Source organism: Pseudomonas sp. 65/3-MNA-CIBAN-0223 (assembly GCF_040310425.1).
Lineage (GTDB): Bacteria > Pseudomonadota > Gammaproteobacteria > Pseudomonadales > Pseudomonadaceae > Aquipseudomonas > Aquipseudomonas gregormendelii.
On the sequence record NZ_JBEOPV010000006.1, the window covers coordinates 166,696 to 180,128 of the forward strand.

The following is a 13,433-nucleotide window of genomic DNA, read 5'->3' on the forward strand; positions in this document are numbered from 1 at the left end:
GCCTTGGGTTGCCGCGTGCCATGGCCCTATAATCGGAGCACTTTGTTTGTGGAGCCCTTTATGCCGAATCTACGTCTCGCCGATTTGACTGCCGAAATCGAAGCCAACGTGCGCCGTGCGTTGCTTGAAGATATCGGCAGCGGCGACATCACTGCACAGTTGATCCCGGCAGAACGCCTGGCCAAAGCCACCATCATTACCCGTGACGCCGCCGTCATCGCCGGTACCGCCTGGGTCGATGCCGTGTTCCGGCAGCTGGACCCGCGAGTCGCCGTGCACTGGCAGGTGAGTGACGGCGACCGGGTGCAACCCAATCAGGCGCTGTTTCACCTCGAAGGCCCGGCGCGCTCGCTGCTGACGGGCGAGCGCTGCGCACTGAATTTCCTGCAACTGCTGTCGGGCGTTGCCACTCGCGCCCGGTACCTGGCGGATTTCGTTGCACACACCGAGGTCAAGCTGCTCGACACCCGTAAAACCCTCCCCGGCCTGCGCCTGGCACAAAAGTACGCGGTCACCTGCGGCGGTTGCCACAACCACCGCATTGGCCTGTATGACGCGTTCCTGATCAAGGAAAACCACATCGCGGCCTGCGGCGGCATTCCAGAAGCCATCAACGCCGCGCACAAGATTGCCCCGGGCAAGCCGGTGGAGATCGAGGTGGAAAGCCTGGGTGAGCTGAAGGAAGCGCTGGCAGCGGGTGCCGACATCATCATGCTCGACGAGCTGAGCCTGGATGACATGCGCGAAGCCGTGCGCCTGAACGGTGGCAAGGCGAAGCTGGAGGCCAGCGGCGGGGTCAACGAAAGCACGCTGCTGCCGATTGCTGAAACCGGTGTGGATTATATTTCGATCGGTGCGATGACCAAGGATGTGAAGGCGGTTGATCTGTCGATGCGCTTGAGTATCTGATTTCAATACTGTGGGAGCGAGCCTGCTCGCGATGAGCCTGAAAACACCGTGTTTACCCGGTAAACACGGGTTATCGTAAGCGCCCATCGCGAGCAGGATTGCTCCTGCAAGGGTCAGACGACGAGATTATTCATCTCGCAGTACTCGTCCCACTCCACGCCCAGGACTTCGGCTGCTTCCTTGTGCAAAACCAGGCGCGCAGCTTCGAACTCTTCCGGTGTCGAGGTGTACTTGAGCGTCAGCTCCCAGGGTTGCAGGCCCTGGGATTCTGCTTCGTCCTCGAACGCCCACTGGATCTGGTCTTTCTGATCGTCAGCGGGCAGGTCCTTGATCTCATCAGCCAGCTGGGGGGACTCAAGCAAATACTTCTTCAGCGCTTCTTCGTGACGAGCTTCCTGGGACACTTCTTTAACGGTCATGGCGTTCTCTTTGATCGGGGGAATGGAAGATGGATCTGGATCATCAAGGATCTCTCTGACGCAAATAAACCGATTGAAGCCCGATTTGTCTGGCCTTCAGAACCATTCGTGGATCATCTGAAAACAACGTGTCGCTGGTGCCCGAGACAGGAATCGAACCTGCGACCTTCGCGTTACGAGTGCGCTGCTCTACCGGCTGAGCTACACGGGCAGTGGGCTAAACCTAGCACTGACTATAGAGTCAGGCAACTTCATACGCCCTAAAAACAAAAGATCGCAGCCTGCGGCAGCTCGTACATTGAAACCGAGTAGGAGCTGCCGCAGGCTGCGATCTTTTGATCTTTCTGTACAGAGCAAAAAAATGCCCCGCAGCGTTCACTGCGGGGCATTTTTTACAACGTCAAAGCTTTCAAGCGAAGGGGGTAATTAAACGCCCGAAGCCTTGGCAGCTGCCACGTCTTTGATGGAGAGCTTGATACGGCCGCGGTTGTCCACGTCCAGTACCAGCACTTCCACTTCCTGGCCTTCTTTCAGAATGTCGGTCACTTTCTCAACGCGAGCGTCGCTCAGCATCGAGATGTGAACCAGACCGTCCTTGCCAGGCAAGATGTTGACGAATGCGCCGAAGTCGACGATGCGCTCAACCTTACCCACGTAGATCTTGCCGATTTCAGCTTCAGCGGTGATGCCCAGAACGCGTTGGCGTGCTGCCTCAGCCGCTTCCTTGGTTTCGCCGAAGATCTTGATCGAGCCGTCGTCTTCGATGTCGATCGAAGCCTTGGTCTCTTCACAGATCGCACGAATGGTCGCGCCGCCTTTACCGATGACATCACGGATTTTGTCGGTGTCGATTTTCATCGCGATCATGGTCGGAGCGTTTTCCGACAGTTCGGTACGCGACTGGCCAATGATCTGGTTCATCTGGCCGAGGATGTTCAGGCGCGCTTCCAGGGCTTGGCCCAGGGCGATTTCCATGATCTCTTCGGTGATGCCCTTGATCTTGATGTCCATCTGCAGCGCGGTAACACCTTTGGCGGTACCGGCTACCTTGAAGTCCATGTCGCCCAGGTGGTCTTCGTCACCCAGGATGTCGGTCAGGATGGCGAACTTCTCGCCTTCTTTAACCAGACCCATGGCGATACCGGCAACCGGTGCCTTCATTGGCACGCCAGCGTCCATCAGGGCCAGGGAAGCGCCGCAGACCGAAGCCATCGAGCTCGAACCGTTGGATTCGGTGATTTCCGATACAACGCGGATGGTGTACGGGAACACGTCGGCGGCTGGCAGCATCGCCTGAACCGAACGGCGGGCCAGACGGCCGTGACCGATTTCGCGACGACCAGCGCCACCCATGCGACCACACTCACCTACCGAGAACGGCGGGAAGTTGTAGTGCAGCATGAACGGGTCTTTTTTCTCGCCTTCCAGGGTGTCCAGCAGCTGCGCGTCACGGGCGGTGCCCAGAGTTGCAACAACCAGGGCCTGGGTTTCACCACGGGTGAACAGGGCCGAACCGTGGGTCTTTGGCAGAACACCGACTTCGATGTTCAGAGGACGTACGGTCTTGGTGTCGCGACCATCGATACGTGGCTTGCCGTTTACGATGTTTTCGCGAACGGTGCGGTATTCGATTTCACCGAAGGCAGCTTTCACTTCGCTGGAAGAAGGCTGGCCTTCTTCACCGGACAGCTTGGCAACCACCTGGTCTTTCAACTCACCCAGGCGAGCGTAACGGTCGGCCTTGATGGTGATGGTGTAGGCCTGGGAGATCGCGTCGCCGAACTCGGCACGGATAGCGCCCAGCAGAGCGGTAGCTTCAGGCTGTGGAGCCCAGGCCCAAGTTGGCTTGGCCGCTTCGGCAGCCAGTTCTTTAACGGCGTTGATCACAACCTGGAACTCGTCGTGAGCAAACAGTACAGCGCCCAGCATCTGATCTTCGGTCAGCTCTTTGGCTTCCGATTCAACCATCAGTACGGCTTCCGAGGTACCGGCAACGACCATGTCCAGGCTCGAAGCTTTCTGTTGCTCGTAAGTCGGGTTCAGCAGGTAGCCGGTGCTTTCGTGGAACGCAACACGGGCAGCGCCGATTGGGCCATCGAAAGGAATGCCGGAGATGGCCAGGGCCGCCGAGGTACCGATCATCGCAGCGATGTCCGGATCGGTCTTCTTGCTGGTGGAGACGACGGTGCAGACAACCTGCACTTCGTTCATGAAGCCTTCTGGGAACAGCGGACGGATCGGACGGTCGATCAGTCGGGAAGTCAGGGTTTCTTTCTCGGAAGGACGGCCTTCGCGCTTGAAGAAACCACCAGGGATCTTACCGGCAGCGTAAGTCTTTTCCTGGTAGTGAACGGAAAGAGGGAAGAAGCCTTTGCTCGGGTCAGCGGTCTTGGCGCCAACAACGGTCACCAATACGGTAACGTCGTCGTCAACGGTAACCAGCACTGCGCCGGAGGCTTGACGGGCGATACGGCCTGTCTCGAGGGTAACGGTCGACTGACCGAACTGGAATTTTTTGATAACCGGGTTCACGGTGTCCTACCTTCTTTGTGGCTCTTGGGGAACTTGTCTTCTTGCGAAATTCTTGGGCAATGTCGGGAATCGGCCCAACGCCTGTCCAGGGTAAAACGTGTATCCAGATAAAACTTGAGGCTGGGAGCCTGCCATGCGCCAGCGGGAAACCCGCTGACGCACAGCAAACAACCAACCTCATAGCGCAATCGCTTATTAGCGACGCAGACCCAGGCGACCGATCAGAGCGCTGTAACGGCTCACGTCTTTGCCTTTCAGGTAGTCCAGCAGCTTACGACGCTGGTTTACCATGCGGATCAGACCACGACGGGAGTGGTGATCTTTACCGTTGGCCTTGAAGTGACCTTGCAGTTTGTTGATGTTGTGGGTCAGCAGTGCAACTTGCACTTCTGGAGAACCAGTATCACCAACAGCTTGCTGGTAGTCGGCAACAATTTGAGCTTTTTCTTGAACGTCGAGAGCCATGAGGCAATCCTTTTATCAGGAAACTGTTTCAGAAAAACAGTCTCAATAGGCCAGGGACAAATCCCTGTATCTAAAAATGAGTAGTGACCGTGCCTATTAACAGCCACCCTCGTCCGGTCATTCTGACCGAATCAGTCGACGCGGCGCGATGCGCCCGTCTTCGCTCACTTCACCGATTCCGATGAAGCGACCATTGTGATCCTGTACCCGTACCATGCCGAACTTCGGCGCGTCCGGGGCTCGTACCGGCTGGCCGTTAAGCCAGTAGAACGAGCTGTGCTCCGAAAACTGCAGCAGTGGCCAATCCAGCAGGCCGCTGTCCGATGGCATCAGGAAGCGATCGACCGCTTCGTTACCGCCCTCGGCATGTACCGCTTCCAGCTCTTCAAGCGTGACAGTCTGCGCCAGCGTGAAAGGCCCGGCCTGGGTACGTCGCAATTCTGCAACGTAAGCGCCACAACCGAGTTGCTCACCGATATCCTCCACGAGGGTACGAATATAGGTGCCTTTGCTGCAATCCACCGCCAGCCGCGCAGTATCGCCTTCGAAGGCCAGCAATTCCAAGCGCGCAATAGTAACAGAACGCGGTTCGCGCTCCACTACTTCGCCTGCACGAGCCAGCTTGTAGAGCGGCTGCCCGTCACGCTTGAGCGCCGAGTACATAGGCGGTATCTGACTGATTTGCCCACGGAATTTTGGCAAAGCCGCTTCGATATCGACGCGACCAACGGTCACCGGGCGCTCCTGCAAAACCTCACCTTCGGCATCCGCCGTGGTGGTGGTCTTGCCCAGCTGCGCCAGGGTTTCATAGGCCTTGTCGGAATCGAGCAGGTATTGCGAAAACTTGGTCGCCTCCCCGAAGCACAACGGCAATACACCGGTGGCCAGCGGATCGAGACTGCCGGTGTGACCGGCCTTCTCGGCGTTCAGCAACCAGCGAACCTTCTGCAACGCCGCGTTGGAGGTGAACCCCAGCGGTTTGTCGAGCAGGATGATGCCGCTGACGTTACGACGGATACGTTTGACCTGAGCCACCGATTACTCCTTGGCGTCTTCGGGTTCAGCCGCTACCGGGCGCTGACTGTCTTCAGCCACCGCACGTTCGATCAGGGCCGACAGGTGCGCGCCACGCACGACACTTTCGTCGTAGTGGAAGTGCAGCTGCGGAACGCTGCGCAGTTTCATTTCACGGGCCAGCTGCATGCGCAGGAAACCTGCGGCGGAGTTGAGCACCTTGATGCTTTGCGCGATGTCTTCGGCGTTGTCCTGGCCCATCACGGTGATGAAGATCTTGGCGTGACCGACGTCACGGCTGACTTCAACAGCAGTAATGGTGACCAGGCCGACGCGCGGGTCTTTGACTTCACGACGGATCAGCTGTGCCAGCTCACGCTGCATCTGATCGCCGATACGTTGGGTACGGCTGTATTCTTTTGCCATGTCTTGTTACCTGTTACTGCCCCACGGTGAAACCCGTGTGGTCTGAAAGCGGCAAACGCCCGGCCTGACAGAAGCCAGACCGGGCGTTGCGTTTAGAGTCCTGACACCTGGCCGCGCATCTGCATGCGGCGGCCTGGCGTGGCCCTTGAAGTGCGCGAGTTAGAGGCTGCGAGCAACCTGAACCTTCTCGAAGACTTCGATCTTGTCACCGACCTTGACGTCGTTGTAGCTCTTCACGCCGATACCGCATTCCATGCCGGCACGTACTTCGGCAGCGTCATCCTTGAAGCGGCGCAGGGATTCCAGCTCGCCTTCGAAGATAACGATGTCTTCACGCAGTACACGGATTGGACGGTTACGGTGAACGACACCTTCGAGCACCATGCAACCGGCGATCGCGCCAAACTTCGGCGAGCGGAAAACGTCACGCACTTCAGCGATACCCAGGATGTTCTCGCGAACATCGCTGCCCAGCATACCGGTGAGGGCTTTCTTGACGTCTTCGATGATGTCGTAGATCACGTTGTAGTAACGCATATCCAGACCTTCCTGCTCGACGATCTTGCGAGCGCCAGCATCGGCACGCACGTTGAAGCCGAACAGTACAGCGTTGGAGGCCAGTGCCAGGTTGGCGTCGGACTCGGTGATACCACCGACACCGCCACCGACAACACGCACTTGCACTTCGTCGTTACCCAGGCCGTTCAAGGCACCGTTCAACGCTTCCAGCGAACCACGGACGTCGGATTTGAGGACGATGTTAAGCGTCTTCTTCTCTGCCTGGCCCATGTTTTCGAAGATGTTTTCCAGCTTGCCGGCGTGAGCGCGAGCCAGTTTGACTTCGCGGAACTTGCCTTGACGGAACAGAGCCACTTCACGGGCTTTCTTCTCGTCCGACAGCACGCTCATCTCGTCGCCAGCGTCCGGGGTACCGTCCAGGCCGAGGATCTCGACAGGGATGGAAGGACCGGCTTCCTTGATTGGCTTGCCGTTCTCGTCGAGCATGGCACGTACACGGCCATAGTTCGAACCGACCAGCACCATGTCGCCTTGGCGCAGGGTACCGTCTTGAACCAGAACGGTTGCAACCGGGCCACGACCTTTGTCGAGACGCGATTCAACCACGACGCCACGGCCAGGAGCCGACGGAGTCGCTTTCAATTCAAGAACTTCAGCTTGCAGCAGGACAGCTTCGAGCAACTCGTCCACGCCGGTACCGACTTTCGCCGAAACCGATACGAACGGGGTGTCGCCGCCCCACTCTTCCGAAGTCACGCCGTGAACCGACAGCTCGCTACGGATGCGATCGAGATCAGCGCCCGGCTTGTCGATCTTGTTCACTGCAACCACCAGTGGAACACCGGCAGCCTTGGCGTGCTGGACAGCTTCAATGGTCTGCGGCATCACGCCGTCGTCCGCTGCAACTACCAGGATCACGATGTCAGTCGCCTTGGCACCACGAGCACGCATGGCGGTAAACGCGGCGTGACCCGGGGTGTCGAGGAAGGTGACCATGCCGCGTTCGGTTTCAACGTGGTACGCACCGATGTGCTGGGTGATACCGCCGGCTTCGCCAGCAGCTACCTTGGCACGACGGATGTAGTCGAGCAGCGAAGTCTTACCATGGTCAACGTGGCCCATTACGGTCACAACTGGCGCACGGGAGAACGTCTCACCTTCAAACTTCAGGGACTCGGCCAGGGAATCTTCCAGGGCGGTGTCGCTGACCAGGGTCACTTTGTGGCCCAGTTCTTCGGCTACCAGCTGAGCAGTTTCCTGATCAAGCACCTGGTTGATGGTCGCTGGAGTACCCAGTTTGAACATGAACTTGATGATTTCAGCAGCCTTGACCGACATCTGATTGGCGAGATCGCCAACAGTGATGGTCTCGCCGATCTGCACATCACGCACGACAGGGCCGGTTGGGCTCTGGAAACCGTGGGCGTTGCGTTTTTTCAGCTTGGCCTTGCCGCGACCACCACGACGGAAGCTATCGCTTTCTTCGTCGGTAGTACGTGGAGCAACCCGTGGAGCAGGCGCTTTCTCTTTGACCGAGGCACGATGCGGAGCGTTTTTGCGCTCGCCATCGCCACCACCGCTGCGACGATTGTTATCGTCTGCACGTGGTTTGTCCGGACGGCGCTGTTCGTTCTGCTTGTTACGAACGTCTGCAGACGGTGCTGGAGCAGCAGCCACAACCGGAGCGCTTTCACGCACAGGTTCGGCGGCCGCAGCAGGAGCCGCGACTACGTCGTTGGTACCGGTTTGCGCAGGCTGGCGACGCGCTTCTTCTTCGGCGCGACGCTTGGTTTCTTCTTCAGCCTTCTGACGAGCAGCATTATCTACTGCGCGACGTTCATCCAGTTCGCGTTTACGCTCGGCTTCGATTTCTTCCGGGCTGCGTTGTACGAAAACTTTCTTCTTGCGTACTTCAACGCTGATGCTTTTGCTGCCAGCAACACGCAGGGTGCTGGTGGTTTTACGCTGCAGCGTGATCTTACGTGGTTCTTCCACTTTCGCCTTGTGGCTGCTTTTCAAGTGAGTCAGCAAAGATTGCTTCTCACTGTCAGTCACATGTTCTTCGGCGGCGGTGTGCGGCAGACCTGCCTCACGCATCTGCTGCAACAGGCGCTCTACCGGTGTTTTGACCTCATCGGCCAGTTGTTTCACCGTGACTTGCGTCATGCACTTCTCTCCTCAGGCCGCGCCTAATTACTCGAACCAATGGGCTCGGGCGGCCATGATCAACTTGCCGGCACGATCATCGTCAATGCCGTCGATGTCGAGCAGATCGTCAATAGACTGCTCGGCCAGGTCTTCGCGGGTAATTACGCCGCGCACCGCCAGTTCCATCGCCAAATCCTTGTCCATACCCTCAAGCGAGAGCAGGTCTTCGGCCGGATGGGCGTCTGCCAGCTTTTCCTCAGTAGCGATGGCTTTGGTCAACAAACGATCCTTGGCACGAGCGCGAAGCTCGTTGACGGTTTCTTCGTCAAAGCCATCGATGTTGAGCATTTCCTCCACCGGTACGTAGGCAATCTCTTCCAGGCTGGTGAAGCCTTCATCTACCAGCACCTGTGCCAGGTCTTCGTCGACTTCCAGCTCGTCGATGAAGTTGCGCAGGATGTCGCCGGTTTCTGCTTGCTGCTTAGCCTGGATGTCCGATTCGGTCATCACGTTCAGGGTCCAGCCAGTCAACTGGCTGGCCAGACGCACGTTCTGACCTCCGCGACCGATGGCCTGAGCCAGATTGTCTGCGCCAACGGCGATGTCCATTGCATGGGCATCTTCGTCAACGATAATTGCCGCAACCTCAGCCGGGGACATGGCGTTGATCACGAACTGAGCCGGGTTGTCGTCCCACAGGACGATATCCACACGCTCGCCGCCCAACTCGCCCGACACTGCCTGGACGCGCGAACCGCGCATACCAATGCAAGCGCCCTGCGGGTCGATGCGTTTGTCCTTGGAACGGACCGCGATCTTGGCACGCGAACCCGGGTCACGGGATGCAGCCATTACTTCGATCAGGCCTTCAGCGATTTCCGGCACTTCGATGCGGAACAACTCGATCAGCATTTCCGGCGCGGTACGCGACAGGATCAGCTGCGGGCCGCGGTTCTCGGTGCGGATTTCCTTGAGCAGCGCACGCAAGCGCACGCCAACCCGGAAAGTTTCGCGGGAGATGATGTCTTCACGAGCCAGCAACGCTTCTGCGTTGTTGCCCAGGTCGACGATCACGTTGTCGCGGGTCACTTTCTTCACGGTGCCGGAGATGATTTCTCCCAGGCGCTCGCGATAAGCATCAACGACTTGAGCGCGCTCGGCTTCGCGAACTTTTTGCACAATGACCTGCTTGGCGGTCTGTGCAGCGATACGGCCGAACTCGATGGACTCGATCTTTTCTTCGACTACGTCACCGACCTGAGCACCAGGATGCGTTTCAGCAACCTTGCTTGGCCAGGTTTCGATAGCCGGATCGTCCAGGTCCGCTTCTTCGACTACCGTCCAGCGACGGAAAGTCTCGTAGGCACCGGTGTGGCGATTGATTTCCACACGCAGATCAACTTCGTCCTCGAAACGCTTCTTGGTAGCAGTGGCCAGAGCCAGCTCCAGCGCTTCAAAAATTACGTTTGCCGGTACGCCCTTTTCATTGGATACCGACTCAACAACCAGCAGTACTTCTTTGCTCATCGTACGCCTCGCCTTTCGCAAGCCATTGGATCCGCGGGATCCGCGTCTCAGTCAAAACTGGGAATAATGTTGGCCTTGTCGATCATATCGATCGGCAACAGGAACTCATGGTCTTCTACCTGCACCACGACGTCCTGCTCTTCTACACCGCGCAGAAGGCCCTGAAAGTTGCGTCGTCCTTCAAAAGGCGAGCGCAGCTTGATCTTCACTTGTTCACCGGCAAATTTTGCAAACTGCTCAATAGTGAACAGCGGGCGTTCCATGCCAGGCGAGGAAACTTCGAGGGTGTATTCAACGGCGATTGGATCTTCAACGTCCAGGACACCACTGATCTGACGGCTGACAATGGCGCAGTCGTCCACCAGCACACCGCCCTCTTTATCAATATAAACGCGCAACATTGAGTGGCGACCTTGAGCCGAAAACTCAATACCCCAGCATTCATAGCCTAGGGCCACGACCACCGGGGCCAGCAAGGCCTGCAACTCTTCTAGCTTGCTCGACACCTGAACCCCCTCGTGCATGTATGTGCATGCTGTGCAAAATAAAAAAATGGGCGAAACGCCCATCCTTGAAACGCCGTCGAACAGCGGCGTTGAAAGTGTCCAGCTAACAAAAAGCCCCTTAAAAGGGGCTCTTTAAACTGGTTGCGGGGGCCGGATTTGAACCGACGACCTTCGGGTTATGAGCCCGACGAGCTACCAGACTGCTCCACCCCGCGACAAAGCTGGGGCGGAAGTATACGACCGATCCCTTCCAGGGTCAATGTAACCTTCCACCTACAAGAAAGCCCGCAACAGCGGGCTCTCCTGATAATTGGTACCGAGAAGGGGACTCGAACCCCTACACCCTATGGGCACAACCACCTCAAGGTTGCGTGTCTACCAATTCCACCACCTCGGCAATACTACGTTTGAAACCCTTCTTACTTCTGCTCTTGAGCTGGAGGCACGTCAGTCGCTGGAGTAGCCGACTTTTGCTCTTGAAGCACCGGAACATCATCAGAAGCCGGCTGTTGCTTTGGCACTTCCAACACTGCTGGATTTGGCAAACCTACTTGAGTCAGCTGGTGAGCTTTCTCTTTAGCAAAGTAACCTAACCCTAAGCTGGTTATGAAGAAACCTGCGGCAAGTATAGCAGTAAACTTACTAAGAAAGGTAGAGGAACCTTGGCTTCCGAACACAGTATTTGAAGCACCTGCTCCGAAAGACGCACCAGCATCCGCACCTTTACCCTGCTGAAGCAAAACCAGAGCAACTACGCCCAATGCACCCAGCAGATGAAAAACGACTACGACTGTTTCCAGCATTTTTTCAGTTTCCCGCGGCGCGAATGATCGCACCGAACTCATCTGCATTCAGGGAAGCTCCACCAATGAGCCCCCCATCGATATCCGGCATGCCGAACAGTTCGACCGCATTGGCCGCCTTCACGCTGCCGCCGTATAGAAGCCGCACACCTTGTGCGACCTCAGAATTTTCTGCCGCCAACTGAGCGCGGATGGCTGCATGCACATCCTGCGCCTGTTGCGGCGAAGCCGTTAGCCCTGTGCCAATGGCCCAGACCGGCTCGTAAGCAATGACTGCCTGGGCAAAGACACCAACACCCAGCTCCTCGATGATGCAACCCAGCTGACGCCCGACCACTTCAAGAGTTTTTCCGGCTTCGCGCTGCTCGAGGGTTTCCCCTACACACAACACCGGAATCAAGCCACATGCCTGTGCCGCTGCGAACTTGCGGATCAGTGTTCCGTCCTGCTCACCCATGATCTGGCGGCGCTCGGAGTGTCCAACAAGAACCAGGGTACAACCTGCATCCACCAACTGACTCGGCGCAATCTCACCGGTCAACGCACCTTGCTGGGCTTGCACCGCAGCATTCTGCGCACCGACCTGGATCGGCAGGCCTTTCAAGCCATCAATCACTTGATTGATATGCAGGCAAGGCGGGAATACCGCTACATCAACACCGCTTGGCAAGGCCAGTTGACCCAGGCCGTTGATCAGCTCAGCGACGCTGGCGCGGGTACCGTGCATCTTCCAGTTACCAGCTACCATAGGGCGACGCATGCTGTACCTCGTCGGTCAAAGTGGGCGCAGATGTTACCCAACACAATCAAGGCTGGCAAGCCGAATTCAGGCAGAAACTTCAGTAACCAGCTTTGCCAGCTCTTCGGCGTAGCCGCGAACCTGTGTTTCGTCCTCGCCTTCGACCATGACACGCACCAGCGGCTCGGTACCGGACTTGCGCAACAGCACGCGTCCACGACCCGCCATGGCGTCAGTAACGCGCTGGCTGGCCTCCTTGACTGCCGGATGTTCAAGCGGGTTGGCGCCGCCGCCAAAACGCACATTGATCAGCACCTGAGGGCACTTGCGCAGCGCCTGGCGTGCCTGGGCGAGGCCTTCGGCGCGAGTCTTGAGCGCCATCAGCACTTGCAGCGCCGCAATGATCGCATCGCCCGTAGTGGTGTGGCTGAAGCACACGATATGCCCGGAGTTTTCGCCACCCACCAGCCAGTTGCGCTCGAGCAGGTCAGCAATCACATACCGGTCGCCGACATTGGCGCGCACAAAAGGAATCGACAGCTCAGCCAGTGCCAGTTCCAGCCCCAGGTTACTCATCAGGGTACCGACCACGCCGCCCTGCAGCTTGTCGCGCTCATGCAGGTCGCGGGCAATGATGTAGAGCAACTCGTCGCCATCAACGATGGCCCCGGTGTGATCGACCATCAACACCCGGTCGCCATCGCCATCAAAGGCGATACCCAGGTCCGCATGCTCGGCCAGTACGGCAGCCTGCAACTGGCCCATGTGGGTCGAACCGCAATTGTCATTGATGTTCAGGCCGTTGGGCTGGGCGGAGAGCACTACGACTTCAGCCCCCAGTTCACGGAATACGCTCGGCGCCACCTTGTAGGTGGCACCGTGGGCGCAGTCGAGCACGATCTTCAAGCCAGTAAAGCTGGTGCCGGTCGGGACGCTGCTCTTGCAGAACTCAATGTAACGACCCGAGGCATCGTTGATGCGCGAAACCTTGCCGATCTTGCTCGATTCAACCACGGTCATCGGGGTGTCGAGCAGCTCTTCAATCATCAGTTCGACTTCATCCGGCAGCTTGGTGCCCTTGCCGGAGAAGAACTTGATGCCGTTGTCGTCGTGGGGATTGTGCGAGGCACTGATCACGATCCCGGCTTGCGCATGGAACGTACGGGTCAGATAGGCAATGGCAGGCGTCGGCATCGGCCCCAGCAGCATCACATCGGCACCGGCCGACGTCAGGCCAGCTTCCAGCGCCGACTCAAACATGTATCCGGAAATGCGCGTGTCCTTGCCCACCAGCACCTTGCATGCACCCATCTTGCGAAAGGCCATGCCTGCCGCCCAGCCGAGCTTGAGCATGAAGTCAGGGGTAATAGGGTATTCGCCGACACGACCGCGAATGCCGTCGGTACCAAAATATTTCTTAGTCATA

The 13,433-nt window shown here is 57.8% G+C and carries 12 protein-coding genes and 3 tRNA genes; 1 reads left to right on the forward strand and 14 read right to left on the reverse strand.

Annotation, left to right across the window (positions count from 1 at the left end):
• Window positions 1–60 precede the first annotated feature (60 nt).
• Window positions 61–909 carry a carboxylating nicotinate-nucleotide diphosphorylase gene (gene nadC, locus AAEZ09_RS08910; RefSeq protein ID WP_350599101.1) on the forward strand — a complete coding sequence of 283 codons (849 nt, stop codon included), beginning with the start codon at window positions 61–63 and terminating at the stop codon, window positions 907–909.
• Between the two features lie 113 nt (window positions 910–1,022).
• Here nadC and AAEZ09_RS08915 read toward each other — a convergent pair whose 3' ends face one another.
• The 14 genes from AAEZ09_RS08915 to glmM all read right to left on the reverse strand — a co-directional run bounded on the left by AAEZ09_RS08915 (window position 1,023) and on the right by glmM (window position 13,432).
• Entirely contained in the window at window positions 1,023–1,328 is a 306-nt protein-coding gene (locus AAEZ09_RS08915; RefSeq protein ID WP_045060036.1) for a DUF6388 family protein, read from the reverse strand.
• Between the two features lie 135 nt (window positions 1,329–1,463).
• Window positions 1,464–1,539, reverse strand: a tRNA-Thr gene (locus AAEZ09_RS08920).
• Window positions 1,540–1,754: 215 nt separating this feature from the next.
• The gene (gene pnp, locus AAEZ09_RS08925) at window positions 1,755–3,860 is read right to left on the reverse strand and encodes a polyribonucleotide nucleotidyltransferase (protein WP_045060037.1); all 2,106 of its coding nucleotides are present in this window, start codon (window positions 3,858–3,860) and stop codon (window positions 1,755–1,757) included.
• A 195-nt stretch (window positions 3,861–4,055) separates the two neighbouring features.
• On the reverse strand, window positions 4,056–4,325 hold the full coding sequence (gene rpsO, locus AAEZ09_RS08930; RefSeq protein ID WP_028623136.1) for a 30S ribosomal protein S15: 270 nt from the start codon (window positions 4,323–4,325) through the stop codon (window positions 4,056–4,058).
• Window positions 4,326–4,442: 117 nt separating this feature from the next.
• Window positions 4,443–5,360, reverse strand: a complete 918-nt coding sequence (truB, locus tag AAEZ09_RS08935) for a tRNA pseudouridine(55) synthase TruB (RefSeq protein ID WP_045060038.1) — start codon at window positions 5,358–5,360, stop codon at window positions 4,443–4,445.
• Between the two features lie 3 nt (window positions 5,361–5,363).
• A complete protein-coding gene (rbfA, locus tag AAEZ09_RS08940) occupies window positions 5,364–5,765 on the reverse strand; it encodes a 30S ribosome-binding factor RbfA (RefSeq protein ID WP_045060039.1) in 402 nt (133 codons plus the stop codon).
• A gap of 159 nt (window positions 5,766–5,924) precedes the next feature.
• The gene (infB, locus tag AAEZ09_RS08945; protein ID WP_350599106.1) at window positions 5,925–8,450 is read right to left on the reverse strand and encodes a translation initiation factor IF-2; all 2,526 of its coding nucleotides are present in this window, start codon (window positions 8,448–8,450) and stop codon (window positions 5,925–5,927) included.
• A 27-nt stretch (window positions 8,451–8,477) separates the two neighbouring features.
• The gene (gene nusA, locus AAEZ09_RS08950) at window positions 8,478–9,959 is read right to left on the reverse strand and encodes a transcription termination factor NusA (protein ID WP_045060041.1); all 1,482 of its coding nucleotides are present in this window, start codon (window positions 9,957–9,959) and stop codon (window positions 8,478–8,480) included.
• Window positions 9,960–10,006: 47 nt separating this feature from the next.
• The gene (gene rimP, locus AAEZ09_RS08955; protein ID WP_010463487.1) at window positions 10,007–10,465 is read right to left on the reverse strand and encodes a ribosome maturation factor RimP; all 459 of its coding nucleotides are present in this window, start codon (window positions 10,463–10,465) and stop codon (window positions 10,007–10,009) included.
• Between the two features lie 138 nt (window positions 10,466–10,603).
• Window positions 10,604–10,680, reverse strand: a tRNA-Met gene (locus tag AAEZ09_RS08960).
• A gap of 96 nt (window positions 10,681–10,776) precedes the next feature.
• Window positions 10,777–10,862: transfer RNA gene (locus AAEZ09_RS08965), tRNA-Leu, on the reverse strand.
• A gap of 22 nt (window positions 10,863–10,884) precedes the next feature.
• The gene (secG, locus tag AAEZ09_RS08970; protein WP_017336473.1) at window positions 10,885–11,268 is read right to left on the reverse strand and encodes a preprotein translocase subunit SecG; all 384 of its coding nucleotides are present in this window, start codon (window positions 11,266–11,268) and stop codon (window positions 10,885–10,887) included.
• Window positions 11,269–11,272: 4 nt separating this feature from the next.
• Window positions 11,273–12,028: a triose-phosphate isomerase gene (gene tpiA / locus AAEZ09_RS08975; protein WP_045060042.1), complete on the reverse strand. Its 756-nt coding sequence runs from the start codon at window positions 12,026–12,028 to the stop codon at window positions 11,273–11,275.
• Between the two features lie 66 nt (window positions 12,029–12,094).
• Window positions 12,095–13,432, reverse strand: a complete 1,338-nt coding sequence (gene glmM / locus AAEZ09_RS08980; RefSeq protein ID WP_045060043.1) for a phosphoglucosamine mutase — start codon at window positions 13,430–13,432, stop codon at window positions 12,095–12,097.
• Between the last annotated feature and the right edge of the window lies 1 nt (window position 13,433).

What these genes read in the sequence shown, in the direction of transcription:
- nadC (WP_350599101.1), top strand. Translation starts at nt 61, where the DNA reads ATGCCGAATCTACGTCTCGCCGATTTGACTGCCGAAATCGAAGCCAAC.
- AAEZ09_RS08915 (WP_045060036.1), bottom strand. Translation starts at nt 1,328, where the DNA reads ATGACCGTTAAAGAAGTGTCCCAGGAAGCTCGTCACGAAGAAGCGCTG.
- rpsO (WP_028623136.1), bottom strand. Translation starts at nt 4,325, where the DNA reads ATGGCTCTCGACGTTCAAGAAAAAGCTCAAATTGTTGCCGACTACCAG.
- rbfA (WP_045060039.1), bottom strand. Translation starts at nt 5,765, where the DNA reads ATGGCAAAAGAATACAGCCGTACCCAACGTATCGGCGATCAGATGCAG.
- infB (WP_350599106.1), bottom strand. Translation starts at nt 8,450, where the DNA reads ATGACGCAAGTCACGGTGAAACAACTGGCCGATGAGGTCAAAACACCG.
- nusA (WP_045060041.1), bottom strand. Translation starts at nt 9,959, where the DNA reads ATGAGCAAAGAAGTACTGCTGGTTGTTGAGTCGGTATCCAATGAAAAG.
- secG (WP_017336473.1), bottom strand. Translation starts at nt 11,268, where the DNA reads ATGCTGGAAACAGTCGTAGTCGTTTTTCATCTGCTGGGTGCATTGGGC.
- tpiA (WP_045060042.1), bottom strand. Translation starts at nt 12,028, where the DNA reads ATGCGTCGCCCTATGGTAGCTGGTAACTGGAAGATGCACGGTACCCGC.
- glmM (WP_045060043.1), bottom strand. Translation starts at nt 13,432, where the DNA reads ATGACTAAGAAATATTTTGGTACCGACGGCATTCGCGGTCGTGTCGGC.